The organism is Pedobacter deserti (assembly GCF_024436415.1).
In the GTDB taxonomy this organism is placed as follows: Bacteria; Bacteroidota; Bacteroidia; order Sphingobacteriales; family Sphingobacteriaceae; genus Pedobacter; species Pedobacter faecalis.
Window position 1 is genome coordinate 1 of the sequence record NZ_JAFMZQ010000001.1, and the last position, 15,749, is coordinate 15,749.

At 48.1% G+C, this 15,749-nt stretch carries 16 protein-coding genes; 7 read left to right on the plus strand and 9 right to left on the minus strand.

Annotation, left to right across the window (positions count from 1 at the left end; genetic code table 11):
• Window positions 1–867: 867 nt before the first annotated feature.
• Together J3P40_RS00005 and J3P40_RS00010 are read right to left on the minus strand one after the other, a co-directional pair.
• Window positions 868–1,227 carry a CoA-binding protein gene (locus J3P40_RS00005; protein ID WP_256001794.1) on the minus strand — a complete coding sequence of 120 codons (360 nt, stop codon included), beginning with the start codon at window positions 1,225–1,227 and terminating at the stop codon, window positions 868–870.
• Window positions 1,228–1,314: 87 nt separating this feature from the next.
• Complete coding sequence (locus tag J3P40_RS00010) at window positions 1,315–2,871, minus strand: NAD(P)/FAD-dependent oxidoreductase (RefSeq protein WP_256001795.1); 1,557 nt, start codon at window positions 2,869–2,871, stop codon at window positions 1,315–1,317.
• A gap of 117 nt (window positions 2,872–2,988) precedes the next feature.
• On the opposite strand from J3P40_RS00010, the gene J3P40_RS00015 reads away from it, so the two are divergent.
• The 4 genes from J3P40_RS00015 to J3P40_RS00030 are packed head-to-tail and all read left to right on the plus strand — an operon-like array spanning window position 2,989 to window position 5,354.
• Window positions 2,989–3,570 carry a LemA family protein gene (locus tag J3P40_RS00015; RefSeq protein ID WP_256001796.1) on the plus strand — a complete coding sequence of 194 codons (582 nt, stop codon included), beginning with the start codon at window positions 2,989–2,991 and terminating at the stop codon, window positions 3,568–3,570.
• 2 nt (window positions 3,571–3,572) lie between these two features.
• Window positions 3,573–4,016, plus strand: a complete 444-nt coding sequence (locus J3P40_RS00020; protein ID WP_256001797.1) for a TPM domain-containing protein — start codon at window positions 3,573–3,575, stop codon at window positions 4,014–4,016.
• A 3-nt stretch (window positions 4,017–4,019) separates the two neighbouring features.
• Window positions 4,020–4,787: a TPM domain-containing protein gene (locus J3P40_RS00025; protein WP_256001798.1), complete on the plus strand. Its 768-nt coding sequence runs from the start codon at window positions 4,020–4,022 to the stop codon at window positions 4,785–4,787.
• A 15-nt stretch (window positions 4,788–4,802) separates the two neighbouring features.
• Window positions 4,803–5,354, plus strand: coding sequence for an NUDIX hydrolase (locus tag J3P40_RS00030; protein ID WP_256001799.1), 552 nt, complete (start codon window positions 4,803–4,805; stop codon window positions 5,352–5,354).
• Window positions 5,355–5,359: 5 nt separating this feature from the next.
• Here the strand turns inward: J3P40_RS00030 and dnaA are convergent, their stop codons facing one another.
• The 3 genes from dnaA to J3P40_RS00045 all read right to left on the minus strand — a co-directional run bounded on the left by dnaA (window position 5,360) and on the right by J3P40_RS00045 (window position 9,063).
• Window positions 5,360–6,790 (minus strand): chromosomal replication initiator protein DnaA, encoded by a 1,431-nt coding sequence (gene dnaA / locus J3P40_RS00035; protein WP_256001800.1) that lies wholly within the window; start codon window positions 6,788–6,790, stop codon window positions 5,360–5,362.
• A 193-nt stretch (window positions 6,791–6,983) separates the two neighbouring features.
• Window positions 6,984–8,531, minus strand: coding sequence for an acyl-CoA mutase large subunit family protein (locus tag J3P40_RS00040; protein ID WP_256001801.1), 1,548 nt, complete (start codon window positions 8,529–8,531; stop codon window positions 6,984–6,986).
• Entirely contained in the window at window positions 8,524–9,063 is a 540-nt protein-coding gene (locus tag J3P40_RS00045) for a DUF7935 family protein (RefSeq protein WP_256001802.1), read from the minus strand. The genes J3P40_RS00040 and J3P40_RS00045 overlap by 8 nt, the downstream gene beginning before the upstream one ends.
• Before the next feature lie 89 nt (window positions 9,064–9,152).
• On the opposite strand from J3P40_RS00045, the gene J3P40_RS00050 reads away from it, so the two are divergent.
• Window positions 9,153–9,506 carry a HesB/IscA family protein gene (locus tag J3P40_RS00050; RefSeq protein ID WP_256001803.1) on the plus strand — a complete coding sequence of 118 codons (354 nt, stop codon included), beginning with the start codon at window positions 9,153–9,155 and terminating at the stop codon, window positions 9,504–9,506.
• An 85-nt stretch (window positions 9,507–9,591) separates the two neighbouring features.
• Window positions 9,592–10,824: an ABC transporter permease gene (locus J3P40_RS00055; RefSeq protein ID WP_256001804.1), complete on the plus strand. Its 1,233-nt coding sequence runs from the start codon at window positions 9,592–9,594 to the stop codon at window positions 10,822–10,824.
• Here the strand turns inward: J3P40_RS00055 and J3P40_RS00060 are convergent.
• From J3P40_RS00060 to J3P40_RS00070, 3 genes are read right to left on the minus strand one after another with little or no spacing between them, the layout of a single operon-like run.
• The gene (locus tag J3P40_RS00060; protein ID WP_256001805.1) at window positions 10,787–11,350 is read right to left on the minus strand and encodes a hypothetical protein; all 564 of its coding nucleotides are present in this window, start codon (window positions 11,348–11,350) and stop codon (window positions 10,787–10,789) included. The two genes, J3P40_RS00055 and J3P40_RS00060, sit on opposite strands and share 38 nt — an antisense overlap.
• Before the next feature lie 2 nt (window positions 11,351–11,352).
• Window positions 11,353–12,375, minus strand: a complete 1,023-nt coding sequence (galE, locus tag J3P40_RS00065) for a UDP-glucose 4-epimerase GalE (protein WP_256001806.1) — start codon at window positions 12,373–12,375, stop codon at window positions 11,353–11,355.
• Between the two features lie 5 nt (window positions 12,376–12,380).
• A complete protein-coding gene (locus tag J3P40_RS00070; RefSeq protein ID WP_256001807.1) occupies window positions 12,381–13,388 on the minus strand; it encodes a UDP-glucuronic acid decarboxylase family protein in 1,008 nt (335 codons plus the stop codon).
• A 62-nt stretch (window positions 13,389–13,450) separates the two neighbouring features.
• Between J3P40_RS00070 and J3P40_RS00075 the strand changes: the two genes are divergently transcribed.
• Window positions 13,451–14,686 (plus strand): 3-deoxy-D-manno-octulosonic acid transferase, encoded by a 1,236-nt coding sequence (locus tag J3P40_RS00075; protein WP_256001808.1) that lies wholly within the window; start codon window positions 13,451–13,453, stop codon window positions 14,684–14,686.
• Here the strand turns inward: J3P40_RS00075 and hemH are convergent.
• A complete protein-coding gene (gene hemH, locus J3P40_RS00080; RefSeq protein WP_256001809.1) occupies window positions 14,676–15,689 on the minus strand; it encodes a ferrochelatase in 1,014 nt (337 codons plus the stop codon). The genes J3P40_RS00075 and hemH overlap by 11 nt on opposite strands.
• Window positions 15,690–15,749 lie beyond the last annotated feature (60 nt).

Genomic DNA, 15,749 nt, shown 5'->3' on the forward strand with positions numbered 1-15,749 from the left:
ACTTCGATTCCGTACTGTATTACCTCGCTCGCGCTATAAATGACATCTCTTTAATGAACTTCTCGGGTCCCCCGTCGCGGTTCGCCCTTCTATATCAAAACGGATCTTCTTTTCAGTTTCTTCCCGGTCTATTCCTCCGGAAGTCAGTTTCAAAAAACCCATCCTTTCAATCTTTTCTTTTCTCCTTTCCGGTATCTGCCGGTCAGGTCCCCGTCGTTTGGGATTGCAAAGGTAGAAAAAATTCTGCCGCTGTCAAGAACTTTTTTAAAGTTTTTTTTCGTGCCTCAAAGTTTTAAAACCCTTTCTAACACGATCAGCAGATCCTCTACTCAACCTTTCAATCACTGAAGCTTCCCTCAGCCAACCCCTTCCTCCGAAGCGGAGTGCAAAAGTAGAAATAAATCCGCTCCTGCCAAAACAAATCAGCCTTTTATTGGTTTATCCCCTCTAACTTGCTAGCTTACAGCAGGGAAATTTTCATCCTTATTTCTCACTTGCTTAAAAGGCGGCAGACTTGTTTAGTTTGTACAGCGGCCCGCTATATCATAACTCATTATATATGCATATAGTATGTCTTTTGTAATTGTAAGGATTTAACCGTTTAAATATCCGGTTCTTGTAAGGGCTATTCAGTATAAGACAACCTGTATAACTATATTAGGATAAGACAAAGTAGCCACCTGGAAGCATGTGAGTCCGCCATGAGTCCGCCATGAGTCCGCCTTTTCCCAGAAAAAAGGCGGACTCATGGCTCACTCACACTACTCCCAAAGCGGACTTACCTGCCACCTGGTGCACACCAGGTAGCATCCAAGACAGATTTCGTGAAGTCGTGAATATTGCAGTAAATAATCAGAAAGCCGAGGCTCAGTACTGGCCAGTAGACAGCATCACCAGCGTGCAGGCAACTACCGGCTCTATGGCATGCTCTTTCAGCAAGGCTATGAGTTCGCTGTTTTCGGTCCCCGGATTAAAGATCACTCTTTTGGGATTTGTCTTTAAGATATAGTCGTAGTATCCTTTTTGCATCTGAGGGTTAACATACAGTGTGATCGTGTGTATATCCTGATGGATTTCCTGAGGTTCCTCAATCTCTACGCCCGAAACTACACCGCGCTTAATCCCTACGTTTACAATTTTATGTCCCTTACCTGAAAGCATTTCGGCCGCCAGATAGGCATACCTGCTTGGATTTGGCGTTGCTCCTATAATTAATGTCTTTTTCACAGCCTTACTATTAAATAAATCTTGTGTTTACAACCAATTACCTAACAACTGAATCACCTAAGAGTTTTCGGGCAGACCAACAGCTCATTAGCTACCCGCATTACCTAAAAAGAGCGCAGCAGCATCGGCGCAATTTATTCCGTCTATAGCGGCCGACACAATTCCGCCGGCGTAGCCTGCGCCTTCGGCACACGGAAACAAGCCTGCTACCTGCGGATGCTGTAAACTAGTTTGGTCACGCGGAATGCGGACTGGCGCAGAAGTCCTGCTTTCTACGCCAACAATAATCGCCTCATTTGTATAGTAGCCTTTCATCTTACGTCCAAATACAGGCAGCGCTTTACGGAGACTGCCGGCCACAAAATCCGGAAGGATGTCTTTAAGCCGCGAAGACTTCGTGCCGGGCAAGTAGGAATTCTTCGGCAGTGTTGCCGAAAGCCGGTCCTCAACGAAATCAATCATGCGCTGGGCGGGGGCCACCAGGTCTCCGCCGCCGGCCTCAAAGGCCTTTCTCTCAATCTCTGCCTGAAAATGCATCATCTTTAATGGATGATCACCCTCTACGTCGTCCAATGTGACCTGAACCACCGTGCCCGAGTTGGCAAATGGATTATTCCTTTTGGAGGGCGACCAGCCATTGACGACGACCTCATTTTCATCGGTCGCGCAAGGTGCAATGATGCCGCCCGGGCACATACAAAATGAAAACACTCCCCGTTCCCCCACTTGTTCCACCAGGCTATAATATGCCGGAGGCAAAAACTCACTCCGTATATCACAGCGGTATTGTGCAGAATCAATAACATTTTGCGGGTGTTCAATGCGCACACCGAGCGCAAAGGGTTTGGGCTCTACAGCGATTCCCTTTTTGAAAAGCAACTCATATATATCCCTTGCGGAGTGCCCTGTAGCTAAAATTACAGCGTTGGCCGACAATAACTCCGCTCCATTGATTTCTACGCCCCGTATTCTTCCGTCTGCAACATGCAGATCGGTTACTTTTTTCCCAAACTGCACCTCTCCGCCTGCAGAAAGGATCGTCTCCCTCATCGCGGTTATAATATTGGGCAGCTTGTTTGTACCAATATGCGGTCGCGCATCTATGAGAATATCCTCTGAAGCGCCGTGCTGTACAAACATGGCCAGCACCTTATTGATATCACCACGCTTATTAGATCGGGTATATAATTTTCCGTCGGAGTACGTGCCTGCGCCACCTTCACCATAACAATAGTTGGACTCGGTATTAACAACGCCCTCCTTATTAATAGCGGCAAGATCTCTTCTACGTTGCTTAACATCTTTCCCGCGTTCCAGTACGATTGGCCTAAAGCCGTTCTCGATACATCTTAATGCAGCAAAAAGGCCCGCTGGTCCGGCGCCCACAATAATTACAGGCAACCCGAGGCTGACATTTTGATAGTGAAAAACCAGAGGCTCTGCCAAATTATCCTCATCAAGAAATACCTCTACCTGCATCCTGTACACCACGCGCCTTGAACGGGCATCAATGGAGCGTTTTAGAATTTTATAGGTATTAAGGCGGGAATATTGGCGCCCCAGCGCGCTGGAAAGCGCCCGACGTATCGCCGCGTCACTTGAAACATCCTCGGGGATTAAAGCGATATCAACTGTTTTTCTCATGTCAACAGTCAGGTTTTTATCCTGAAACTGTAACAAAGGTACGAAAGTTGAGTTCTAATTTGTAAATTAACCAACAAAAGCGGAGCGTGTAGCGCATCCGTATTAAACACAAAAACAATGAAAAAAGTAGTATTAGCAGTATTAGGAGTTGTGGTTTTATTAGTCGTTTTCAGCGGTTGCGGGTATAACGATCTTGTAAGACTTGACGAAGATGTTAAGACCAAATGGGCACAGGTAGAAACACAGTATCAGCGCCGGTCAGACCTGATCCCCAACCTCGTCAGCACCGTAAAAGGTGCCGCAAAGTTTGAGCAGACCACGCTTACCCAGGTTATAGAAGCACGTTCAAAAGCAAGCCAGATCACTGTTGACCCTGATAAACTCACCGAGGAAAATATGCAGAAATATCAGGCGGCGCAAGGTCAGCTTAGCCAGGCGCTTGGCCGGCTTATGGTGCTTACCGAAAACTATCCTCAGTTGAAGGCTACCCAACAGTTCAGCGACCTGTCGGCACAGCTGGAGGGTACAGAAAACCGTATTACAGTAGCGCGTAAAGATTTTAACGACGCCGTACAGGTATACAATACCAAGGTCAGATCTTTCCCCAACAACCTTACCGCCGGAATATTTGGCTTCAGTCAGAAGGCCGCCTTTAAAGCAGACGCAGGTGCTCAGAATGCTCCAAAGGTAGAGTTCTAGGGATGGGGTTATTCAGTAAATACGAACAGGACCTGATCGCCGACGCGATTGCCAGTGCAGAAAAAAACACCTCGGGAGAGATCAGGGTGGCTGTTGACAAACACTGTCAGGGTGATGCTTTTGAGCAGGCTACCTCATATTTCACAAAACTCGATATGGATAAAACAGCACGTCACAACGGCGTGCTGATTTACCTTGCTTATGAGGACCATAAATTTGCTATTATCGGCGACAGCGGGATCAACCGCGTTGTACCCCCCGATTTCTGGGAGACGACCAAGGTAGCCATGCAAGCACATTTTGCCGCTGGAAATCTTGCTCAGGGCATCATTGCCGGCGTTACGCTGGCAGGTGAAAAACTGGCTACTTTCTTTCCTTCAGCGCATGACGACATCAACGAACTGCCCAACGATATCGTTTTCATGGATAAACCTAAAGATCGCTAAGCCATGAAAAAACTATGTATAGCAGCGGTCTTTAGTTTCATCGCCTGTTTCGCATTTGGCCAGGACCTCCCGGTCAAGCCGTCAAAACTGGTGAACGATTATACGGGTACCTTATCGGCCCAGCAACTCAACAGTCTGGAACGGAAGCTCGTTGCTTTTGACGACTCCACCTCCACGCAAATTTCGATTGCCATTGTGAAGACGGTGGGCGACTACGACATCAATGAATATGCCCTTGAACTGGGCAGAAAGTGGGGCGTGGGCGGCGCTAAGAATAACAATGGCGTGATGATCGTTGTGGCCTTGGGCGACAGGAAAATCTCTATACAGACGGGATATGGCTTAGAGGGCGTGCTCCCGGACGTGTATGCCAAGCGTATCATCGAAAACGACATCAAGCCCTTTTTTAAACAGGAAGATTATTACGGCGGACTCGAATCGGGAACCAATGCGATCATCAGCTACACCAAAGGTGAGTACAAGCAAGACAAACCCAGGGGTAGAAAAGGTGGAGGGATTCCATCGGCAGCTATACTCTTACTGATCATTGTGATCATTGTTATCCTCATCAAAAGAGGTGGCGGCGGCGGTGGTGGCCGACAGGTCATTGGCAGTCGCGGCGTTGCGGATGCATTGTTCTGGAGTATGCTACTCGGCGGAGGACGAAGCTCTGGCCACGGCGGAGGCTGGGGAGGCGGAAGCAGCGGCGGTGGTTTCGGTGGTTTCGGCGGAGGAAGTTTTGGAGGTGGCGGAAGCAGCGGAAGCTGGTAATCCAAAAAAGCACACATGGAACTACATAAATGGAAAACACTTTCCACCAGATACCTGGTGAAAGAGAAATGGGCGACACTTCGTGTCGATACCTGCGATCTGCAGAACGGACAAATAAAAGACGACTATTACGTGCTGGAATACCCCAACTGGGTTAATGCTGTTGCCCTAACCGAAAACAACACCATCCTGATGGTGCGGCAATACCGCCATGCGGGCGACATTATATCCCTGGAAATACCAGGCGGAGTGATCGATGGAGATGAAGATCCGGAAACTGCGATAAAAAGGGAAATGCTGGAAGAAACCGGTTATACCTTTCCGAGCATCGAATTACTGGCCACCTCGTATCCCAATCCGGCTACGGCAAACAACATCACTTACATGTACTTACTTACCGGAGGGGTTAAAACACATGAGCAACATCTTGATCAGCATGAGGTACTGGAAGTAGAGGAATATACCATTGAGGAGGTAAAGCAATTACTACTGGATAACCAGATTGCACAGTCGCTGCACACTACAGCGCTATTTTATGGATTAATGAAGTTAGGGGTGCTGAAATAGCCTCCCTAACTCATCTTTAATTTCTTCTGTATGTCGTTGACATACCCTTTGAATTTCTTATCTGTATCAATCAGATCTTCTACGGTCTGACATGCATAAATTACCGTAGAGTGGTCGCGGCCGCCAAAGAAAGCCCCGATAGTTTTCAGGGAAGATTTTGTATGGCTTTTCGACAAGTACATGGAGATTTGACGCGCCTGAACGATTTCACGCTTGCGGGTCTGCGACTTTACCATATCTACAGGCACCTCGAAGTATTCACAAACAAGCTTCTGGATATATTCCATAGATATCTCTTTCGAAGTGTTCTTTATGAAATTTTTCAGCATTTGCTTGGCAAGCGCCAGGTCTATATCCTTTTTATTGAGTGTAGACTGTGCAAGCAGGGACACCATTGCGCCTTCCAGCTCACGAACGTTGTTATCAATATTATGCGCTACGTATTCTATCACTTCCGTCGGAAGATCAATACCGTCAGCATACATCTTTTTCCTTAATATGGCAATCCTTGTCTCCAGATCCGGAATCTGCAAATCTGCAGACAGACCCCATTTAAATCTGCTGAGCAAGCGCTCCTCAAGTCCGGCCAGATCTTTAGGCGCCTTATCAGAAGTAAGGATCACCTGCTTGCCCGACTGGTGAAGATGATTGAAAATATGGAAGAAGATATCCTGTGTCTTTTCCTTGCCCGCGAAGTTATGAACATCATCCATAATGATCACGTCCATCGCCTGGTAAAAGTTCACGAAATCATTGATGGTGTTGTTTTTCAGTGAGTCTACAAACTGCTGGCAAAACTTCTCACATGACACATAGATCACCAGCTTATCCGGCACATTGCGCTTAATCTCATTTCCGATGGCCTGCGCGAGGTGTGTTTTACCCAAACCCACTCCTCCATAGATCATCAGCGGATTAAAAGAAGTACCCCCAGGTTTCGCGGCTACGGCGTAACCGGCAGACCTTGCAAGCCTGTTGCAGTCGCCTTCAATATAGTTCTCAAAAGTATAGTTGGAATTTAATTGGGGATCAACGTTCAGCTTCTTTAAACCAGGAATGATGAAAGGGTTCTTGATATCCTTGTTGATGGACACCGGAATCGGCATCGACTGACGTTTAGCTTCCGCACCATTGCCATTGCTCGGCATGTTTGTCGTGTAAGGAGAACCCGAGTTGGAAGACTTGTCGACCACTATATTATACTCGAGCCGTCCTTCCTCGCCCAGCTGCTTCTTCACCGTCTTGCGCAACAGCCCTACATAATGCTCTTCCAACCACTCATAGAAGAATAAACTTGGCACCTGTATAGTCAAAACGTTGCCTTCCAGTTTCAATGCGGATATCGGCTCAAACCAGGTTTTGAAACTCTGGTTTGGAATGTTATCCTTTATGATTTGGAGACAGTTTTTCCATACTTCTGTACAAGTTTTTTCCATTGTTATCATATAATTTGTTGGTTTACAGTGGCGATACGACATAAAAAAAAGCGGCGTTTCGACAGATCGAATATTCAAAAAATTATCAACAAAAAAAACATAATTTTCAATTATTCGGTAACTGTCTAACCAGCAATATCATACTACTCTTAACCTCAATTTTTTCTGTGGATAACTATTTTTTAACACATTTTCAGTACTCGCCAAAAATACTTCTTAACGTGTCAGAAACCTCCCCTAAGGTAGCGTAGGCCTCGACGGCGACCACTATATAAGGCATCAGATTAGCTTCTCCACGTGCTGCTGAAGCCAGATCTGACAGGGCTTTATCTACCGCCGCCTGGTCGCGCTCCGCCCGCAGCTTTTTCAGCTTCTCCATCTGCACCAGCCGTATCGATTCATCTACAGCAAAGACCTCGCCCGAAGCCTCTTGATCCTGCACATATTTATTCACACCTACAATGACGCGGTCGCCCTTTTCTACCTCCGTCTGGTACTGGTAGGCTGCCTCGGCAATCTGCTCCTGAATATACCCCTGCTCTATCGCATTCACCGCCCCGCCCATCGCATCGATCTTATCCAGGTAGACCTTGGCCGCAGCTTCCATGTCATTGGTAAGCGTCTCCACAAAATACGAGCCCGCCAGCGGGTCGACCGTATCTGTTACCCCGCTCTCATGCGCAATGATCTGCTGGGTGCGCAGGGCTATCCGGGCGGCCGACTCGGTGGGGAGCGACAAGGCTTCGTCGTAGCCGTTCGTGTGGAGCGACTGCGTTCCGCCAAGTACCGCAGCCATCGCCTGATTTGCTACCCGCACTACGTTATTTAAAGGCTGCTGTGCCGTTAAGGTAGAGCCACCGGTCTGTGTATGAAACCGCAGCATCTGCGCCTTGCTGTCGGTAGCCCCGCAATCTCTTGTAATGCCGGCCCACATGCGCCGGGCAGCCCTGAACTTTGCGATTTCCTCAAAAAAGTTATTGTGACAATTGAAAAAGAAAGAAAGCCTCTTGGCAAACACATTGATATCTAAGCCTTTCTCCATGGCGGCTTTCAGATAGGCCTTGCCATTGGCCAGTGTAAAAGCCAGTTCCTGCACGGCGGTCGACCCCGCCTCGCGGATATGATACCCTGATATGGATATGGTATTCCATTTCGGAACCTCCTTTGCGCAGTACTCAAAGATATCCGTAATGATGCGCATAGAAGGCTTAGGTGGATATATATACGTACCCCTTGCAGCGTACTCCTTTAGTATATCGTTTTGTATAGTACCCGAAAGCTGACTAAGATCGGCCCCCTGCTTCCTTGCAAGCGCGATATACATGGCAAGCAAGATGGAGGCTGTCGCGTTGATCGTCATGGAGGTCGTGATTTTCTCTAGCGAGATCCCATCAAACAACAGCTCCATATCCTTAAGCGAATCAATCGCCACCCCAACCTTGCCTACCTCTCCATCAGCCATCTCATGGTCAGAGTCGTATCCAATCTGCGTCGGAAGATCGAATGCCACAGACAGACCGGTAGTGCCCTGAGCAAGCAGGTAGTGGTATCGTTTGTTTGAAGCCTCGGCCGTGGAAAACCCGGCATACTGCCTCATGGTCCAGAGCCTGCCCCTGTACATATCTTTTTGAATACCCCGCGTAAAGGGAAACGCTCCCGGCTCTTCGTTCATCGGCGCCGCCTCCCTGTACACATCCTTAATCACAATACCCGAACTGGTCGTAAATTTTTTCTCACTCATATGAATAAACCTTGTGAATATGCTTTCTGATAAGCTCCTGTGCCGCCGCATAAGGTGCTTCGTCTATACCCGCCAGCTGAATTAGAATCTGCCTGCCCAGGTCTGTACCGCTTGCGTCTTCCGGCAAAGTACGGCTCACATTATTGACGAGGGCTATGGTATCCTCTTTCAACTTAAGGACGGTTTGCCACAAGCCACCACTCACATAAAGCTGCTGCGAGACGTTGTGCTGATACTCTGCCCGGATCTGTTCAAGCAAAACCGCCTGCATCCCCGCCTTGCTGAGCGCCTTATCATGCACAGCCAAAAGCAAATTGGCAGGATTTATCCGCTCAGCAAACAGGATGAGCCGTTCGTGTGCCTGCAGGCGCAGCGACAATACATATTGGCTGTCCGTATTCCGGTACTGAGCGGCTTTAATTTTCAGGTAACGGTCCACATCGGTTTTAACGATATAATAAGCTGCCACCACAATAATAACCCCACTGCATGCAATCCGGGCAATATCAAAAATAATAGGTTCTACTTGCATTTGTATTGTTTGGATACGGTAATAAATTAGTCGCTGTAAAGGCAAAAGTGTGTAAATTATTTATATTTACATGATAAAAATAATACACCATGAGTAGTACAGTTGATACAGCGTTTGCACCGGTTACTTTCACGGAAGGAGCAGTAAAAGAACTGCTGAAACTAAAAGACCAGCAGGAAATATCTGAGGAATTTGGGTTACGCGTTGGGGTCGAGGGCGGTGGTTGCTCCGGGATGAGCTACGTTCTGGGCTTTGATCAGAAAAAGGAGGGCGATCAGGAGTTTATCATAGACGGAATTAAAGTGTTTATGCACAAGGCTCATCAGATGTACCTGTTAGGCATGCAGGTCGACTGGCAGGATGGGCTTAATTCAAGGGGATTCACATTCAGCAACCCAAATGCAAGCAGCACCTGCGGATGCGGTACCAGCTTCTCCGTTTAAAAAACATGTAACATATAAGCAGTCCCGTTGTCTTAACAGCGGGACTTTTTAGTTTTCGTCCCGCAAACAGCTTTTATCATCTCAGATGACCTATACCGAGAACATCAAGCTTGCCCTGCAGTCTATAAGCAGCAACCGGCTAAGAACATTACTGACAGCACTCATCATCGCCATCGGTTTATCGGCACTTGTAGGTATACTCACCACACTTGATGCGGTAAAGAAGAACATGACCGATACCTTTTCGAGCATGGGTTCAAACTCCTTCACCATCCGTAACCGGGGCACCGGCATACGCATAGGCGGGGGCGGAAAAAGACCAAAGCCTTTTCCACCCATCCGGTACGAACATGCCATCAGCTTCAAAGAACAGCTTAATGCCCCCGCCACAGTAGCCGTCAGCGTCTTTGCAACGGGCGGAGCTACGGTCAAACGCGGAGAAAACAAAACGAATCCGAACATCAACATTCAGGGGATCGACGAAAACGGACTGAACGCACAGGGTCTTAGCCTGGCCTCCGGCAGAAACTTCAGCATTAAAGAAGTAACCTCGGGCAACAACGTATGCATTATCGGCAAAGAAGTATCCGATAAACTGTTTCGTAACGAAGACCCGCTCGATAAAGTGATCAATGTAGGAAACAGCCGGCTGAAAGTTATCGGCATACTCGCATCTAAGGGTCAAAGCATGGGCTTCAGCGGCGACCGTGCCGTGTATATTCCGCTGCTCAAAGCAAAGCTGATTAACCCCAGCAGCAATCCATCGTACACCATCACCGTTACTGTGCCTAGAAATGACCAGATGGACAATGTCATTGGTGAAGCTACTGCACAGTTCCGGAATATCCGTAAAGTGAAGATCACTCAGCCCAACAATTTCGAGATCACCAAGAGTGATGCCATGGCACAAACGCTGTTTGAGAACCTGCGTTACGTTGTTTTGGGCGGCATTGCCATAGGCGGCATTACGCTCATAGGTGCGTCTATCGGACTCATGAACATTATGCTTGTATCCGTAACCGAGCGCACCCGGGAAATCGGACTTCGCAAAGCCATCGGTGCCAACCCAGCCGTTATCCGCAAGCAGTTTCTTATCGAAGCCGTGATCATCTGCCTCATTGGCGGTGCTTTCGGAATCCTTCTCGGCATATCCATCGGAAACCTCGTATCCTTAAGCATGGGCGGTACTTTCATTGTTCCCTGGAAGTGGATATCTATAGGTTTTGCCTTATGCGTGGGTGTAGGAATTATATCTGGATATTACCCCGCCAAAAAAGCCTCTAAACTTGATCCGGTAGAGGCGCTGCGGTATGAATAACATCCTTGTAAGGAGCAGCTTTCAGTAACAGCGCATTCATGTCGTCTTTCAGGTCATACTGAATGTCTTCATGAAGTTTTCGATAGCCTGCTAGCAGCGAAGCCACAGCTTTGATGAAATATATGCTTAGCTTCTCGTTGAACCGGGACATGGCGCTGAATCTCCCTACTTTGTAGTCGACCGGTATGTGCAGCAAAAGATGCAATTTCAGTTCAAAAGCCGACAATGCATCTTTAGTTACCTTAGCATGATGATTTACTGAGCTCATCAGTTTCCTGAACTGGGAAAGCGCGCTTTTGGGATCGCGCATCCCCTGGGCGGCTATCTGGCTTAGCACTTCATCTATGACAGAAGTTAGTGCCTCCTGCCTTAATGCAAGATCCTCTTCATTCTCAAGAAGCTTAAAATGCAGATGCTCTGTCAGCACCTTATCTTTTGCGATGAGACGCAGTAAAAGCTTATCCTTCTCCTTCTCCGGCAGCGCCTTTATCTCTTCCTTAAGCTCCTTATGCGCACTTAAAAGCATTTTTAAAATGGATTATCCCGGATATACTGCTCCCACTTCCAGGCCGAAGACATCATATCTTCAATACCAAGTTCAGCAGTCCAGCCCAGGTCTCTCGACGACTTCGACACATCACCCCAAACCTGTTCCACGTCACCTTCCCTTCTTGGCCCAATCTGGTAGTTTAGTTTCTGACCGGTAGATGCCTCGAAAGCATGAATAACCTCAAGCACAGAAGTACCCCGACCGGTACCAAGGTTAAATACCTCGTAGTTTTCAGCAGCACGCTTCTCTTCAAGTCGCCTTATCGCGGCCACATGAGCTTTAGCCAGATCCACCACATGGATATAATCCCGGATCGCCGAGCCATCGGGCGTGTTGTAATCGTTGCCATACACGGTAATAGGTCCGCGCTTACCAATGGCCGACTGCGTAATGAACGGCACCAGGTTTTGCGGTACACCTATCGGAAGCTCACCGATCAGGGCAGTTTCATGCGCGCCGACCGGGTTAAAATACCGCAGGGAAATGACCCTAAGCTCCTCACTAACCGCACAGGTCTCTCTCAGTATTTCTTCCGAAACCTGCTTGGTATTGCCATAGGGCGACTCCGCCCGTTTTACCGGCGCTTCCTCGGTAACCGGAAGTTCGTCTGGCTGTCCGTATACCGTACAAGAAGACGAAAACACCAGGTTCAGTGTGCTGTTATAGGCATTGATCAGGTTGATCAGTGAATAAAAGTTATTTTTGTAATATTTTAAAGGCTCGCGTACCGATTCACCCACAGCCTTAAAAGCCGCAAAATGGATCACCCCTGAGATGTCCCGGTGCGCTTCCGCGAAAGCATTCACAGCAGCCTCGTCACACAAATCCAGCGAGGCGAACTCCGGTCGCTTTCCCGTAATCGCTTCAATCTGGTCCAGCACCTTAGGGTGCGAGTTAGACAAGTTATCTATCACAACAACATCGTAGCCGGCATTGTACAGTTCAACCACCGTATGCGAACCAATGAAACCGGTACCCCCGGTTACCAAAATCTTAGACATCCAAATTATCGGTTATAAGTAGAAAAATCTTTGTGTTCAATATTTACGAGCGCTTCTTTGGGTAAAGACTTGAAGTATTCATAGGTGATCTTCAAACCCTCAGCCCTGCTCACTTTAGGCTCCCAGCCCAGTATCTCTTTAGCTTTTGTGATGTCCGGTCTGCGCTGTTTCGGATCATCCACCGGCAAGTCACGAAGCACAAGCTTTTGCTTGGTACCCGTCAGTTTAATGATCTCCTCGCCAAACTGCCTGATCGTAATCTCATCGGGGTTACCAATATTTACCGGCTGGGCATAATCACTCAGCAGCAAACGGTAAATTCCCTCAATAAGGTCATCCACATAACAGAAAGAACGCGTCTGTGAGCCGTCCCCAAACACCGTCAGGTCTTCGCCGCGCAAGGCCTGCCCGATAAAAGCCGGGAGCACCCGGCCATCGTTCAGCCGCATCCTTGGTCCGTAGGTATTAAATATCCTCACAATGCGCGTTTCCAGTCCGTGAAATGTATGGTAAGCCATCGTCATAGCCTCCTGAAAACGCTTCGCCTCATCGTAAACCCCTCTCGGGCCAACCGGATTCACATTGCCCCAGTACTCCTCAGGCTGCGGATTGACATTCGGGTCACCATACACCTCAGAAGTAGAAGCAATCAGCATCCGTGCATTCTTGTTCTTGGCAAGGCCAAGCAGGTTGTGCGTACCCAGCGAACCCACTTTAAGCGTCTGAATCGGGATTTTAAGGTAATCGATCGGACTGGCAGGTGATGCGAAATGCAGGATATAGTCCAGTTCGCCCGACACGTAGACGAACTTAGAAACGTCATGATGCGCAAACTCAAAATTCTCGAGCCCGAACAAATGTTCAATATTTCTAAGATCCCCGGTAATGAGGTTATCCATGCCGATCACATGGTAACCCTCGTTAATAAACCTGTCGCACAGGTGAGAGCCAAGAAAGCCCGCAGCACCAGTAATCAACACACGTTTTCTCCTCGATCCGTCAGCTATTTTCATCTTTTGATAATCAGTTTAACGATATTAAAGTATCTTCGGCTAAGATAACAAAAAACAACAAAATGCTTTGGCTATATAACATCTCCATTCAGCTTTACAGCCTGGCCCTGCGCTTGTTTTCTTTGTTCCATCCAAAAGCCAGATTACTTGCCCGGGGCAGAAAGCGTACCTTCCCTGAAATAGAACGCCGTTTAGACGGCAGCACTAAGCACATCTGGTTTCATTTCGCCTCGCTGGGCGAGTTTGAGCAAGGACGGCCGGTACTTGAAATGCTCAGGGAGCAACACCCTGAAAAGCCTGTGGTTATCACCTTCTTTTCACCCTCCGGATACGAAGTACGAAAGAATTACCCGAATGCGGAGGGCGTGTTCTACCTTCCCGCCGATACCGCGGCCAACGCCCGGAAGTTTGTAAGACTGGTGAACCCCGAAATCGCGGTGTTCACCAAATATGAATTCTGGTATCATTATTTCAGCGCACTGCACGCCCGGCAGATTCCACTCATCCTGATATCGTGCATCTTCCGGCCCAATCAAATATACTTTAAGTGGTACGGCGGATTCAACCGGAAGATTCTGCGTTTCGTCTCGCATTTCTTTATTCAGAACGTGGAAAGCGCCTTTCTGCTTCGCCGCATCAAAGTCAGCAATCTCACGCTGAGCGGCGACACACGATTTGATCGCGTAGCTCAGCTTGCAGATACGGCAGCGCAAATTCCTCTTGCAGCGCGTTTCTCTATGGGGCAACCTGTACTCGTTGCCGGAAGCACCTGGGAGGCCGATGAAAACCTGCTCTTCGAACTGGTTCAGGCATACCCCATATGGAAATTCATTATTGCGCCGCATGAGGTAGGAGCGGCTAATATCGGGCGACTGTTAAAACAGTTTCCGGCCAGCAAAACCTTTACCCAGCTTCAAGCTGAAGAATCTGTCGCGGAAAAACTGGACACGCAAGTGCTTATTATTGATAGCATCGGTATGCTGTCGTCACTCTACCGCTATGGAAATATTGCCTATATCGGGGGGGGCTTTGGCGCTGGTATTCACAATACGCTTGAAGCCGCAGCTTTCGGTCTCCCAATAATATTCGGACCTAAATACCAGAAATTTCAGGAAGCAAAAGACCTGATCAAGGCCGGGGCAGCCATAAGCATTCATGATGCAAACGACCTTAAACTGGCCTTTGAACACTTTATTCAGACACCCGAAGTCGGCGATACAGCAAAAACTTATGTAGAAGATAATACCGGTTCAACCAGACAAATCACCGGTCACCTGAAAACGCTGCTCAAGCCTTAACCATTCCGATCAGCGCATCCACAAAGCGCGGATCGTCGTTCAGGCTCTCCACAAGCTGCACATGCTCTCCGCCCAGGGCCTTGAATTCTTCGTGATATTCTACAGTGATCTCATAAATCGTCTCGAGGCAGTCGGCCACAAAAGCGGGACTAAACACCAGCAGGCGTTTCTTGCCTTCAGCGGCCAGTCGCTTTAAAACATCGGTGGTATAAGGCTGAACCCAGGGCTCCTTGCCCAAGCGCGACTGGAAGCAGACGGTATAACCGCTGCGCGGAATACCCAGCTTAGCCGCAATCAGACGGGCAGTAGCGTGACCCTGAGCAGAGTAGCAAAATTTATTCACCTCGGTGATCGTATCGCAGCAGCCCTCTTTCTTCAGGCAGTGCGAACCGGTGATATCGCATTTCAGCAACTGACGTTCCGGGAGTCCGTGAAAACTGAACAAAACATGGTCGTAAGTTTCCGGCTGATACTTTCGGGCGTTGTCGGCAAAGGTCTCAATAACCAGATTATTATCGTAAAAAGAATTCACGAAAGATATCTCCGGTATCGTTGGCCACACACTCACCTGCTCCATCACATTCTGAATCACTGATCCCGTACTTGCCGAAGCATATTGTGGAAACAAAGGAATAACCTTAATACTATCCACCAGGCCAGCCCTCAGCTTTTCAAGCGCAGCGCCAATGGAAGGGTTCTGGTACCGCATGGCGAGTTCAACCTGGTACTCATCGCCCAGCTTTTGCTGAACCAGATCGGCCTGTATTTTACTGTAATAAAGAAGCGGAGAACCGTTCTCGTCCCATATCTCCCGGTAAAGTTTGGCTGTTTTCGGACTTCTGAAAGGAACGATAATGCCCTTTACAAGCAGCGTCCTTTTAAAGGCGTTGATATCAATAACCCGACCGTCCATCAAAAACTGGTCGAGGTATTTACGCACGTCACTCACTTCCGGACTGTCCGGAGTTCCCAGGTTCACCAACAAAACACCCTTTTTTCCCATAATTGCGTGCGAATTTAAATTTTAAAGGCTATAAGAAGCTGTGTTAAAACAATAATTACT

Excerpts from the sequence above, each read along its gene's own strand:
- J3P40_RS00010 (WP_256001795.1), bottom strand. The coding sequence starts at position 2,871 with ATGAGAAAAACAGTTGATATCGCTTTAATCCCCGAGGATGTTTCAAGT.
- J3P40_RS00015 (WP_256001796.1), top strand. The coding sequence starts at position 2,989 with ATGAAAAAAGTAGTATTAGCAGTATTAGGAGTTGTGGTTTTATTAGTC.
- J3P40_RS00020 (WP_256001797.1), top strand. The coding sequence starts at position 3,573 with ATGGGGTTATTCAGTAAATACGAACAGGACCTGATCGCCGACGCGATT.
- J3P40_RS00025 (WP_256001798.1), top strand. The coding sequence starts at position 4,020 with ATGAAAAAACTATGTATAGCAGCGGTCTTTAGTTTCATCGCCTGTTTC.
- J3P40_RS00030 (WP_256001799.1), top strand. The coding sequence starts at position 4,803 with ATGGAACTACATAAATGGAAAACACTTTCCACCAGATACCTGGTGAAA.
- dnaA (WP_256001800.1), bottom strand. The coding sequence starts at position 6,790 with ATGGAAAAAACTTGTACAGAAGTATGGAAAAACTGTCTCCAAATCATA.
- J3P40_RS00040 (WP_256001801.1), bottom strand. The coding sequence starts at position 8,531 with ATGAGTGAGAAAAAATTTACGACCAGTTCGGGTATTGTGATTAAGGAT.
- J3P40_RS00045 (WP_256001802.1), bottom strand. The coding sequence starts at position 9,063 with ATGCAAGTAGAACCTATTATTTTTGATATTGCCCGGATTGCATGCAGT.
- J3P40_RS00050 (WP_256001803.1), top strand. The coding sequence starts at position 9,153 with ATGAGTAGTACAGTTGATACAGCGTTTGCACCGGTTACTTTCACGGAA.
- J3P40_RS00055 (WP_256001804.1), top strand. The coding sequence starts at position 9,592 with ATGACCTATACCGAGAACATCAAGCTTGCCCTGCAGTCTATAAGCAGC.
- J3P40_RS00060 (WP_256001805.1), bottom strand. The coding sequence starts at position 11,350 with ATGCTTTTAAGTGCGCATAAGGAGCTTAAGGAAGAGATAAAGGCGCTG.
- galE (WP_256001806.1), bottom strand. The coding sequence starts at position 12,375 with ATGTCTAAGATTTTGGTAACCGGGGGTACCGGTTTCATTGGTTCGCAT.
- J3P40_RS00070 (WP_256001807.1), bottom strand. The coding sequence starts at position 13,388 with ATGAAAATAGCTGACGGATCGAGGAGAAAACGTGTGTTGATTACTGGT.
- J3P40_RS00075 (WP_256001808.1), top strand. The coding sequence starts at position 13,451 with ATGCTTTGGCTATATAACATCTCCATTCAGCTTTACAGCCTGGCCCTG.
- hemH (WP_256001809.1), bottom strand. The coding sequence starts at position 15,689 with ATGGGAAAAAAGGGTGTTTTGTTGGTGAACCTGGGAACTCCGGACAGT.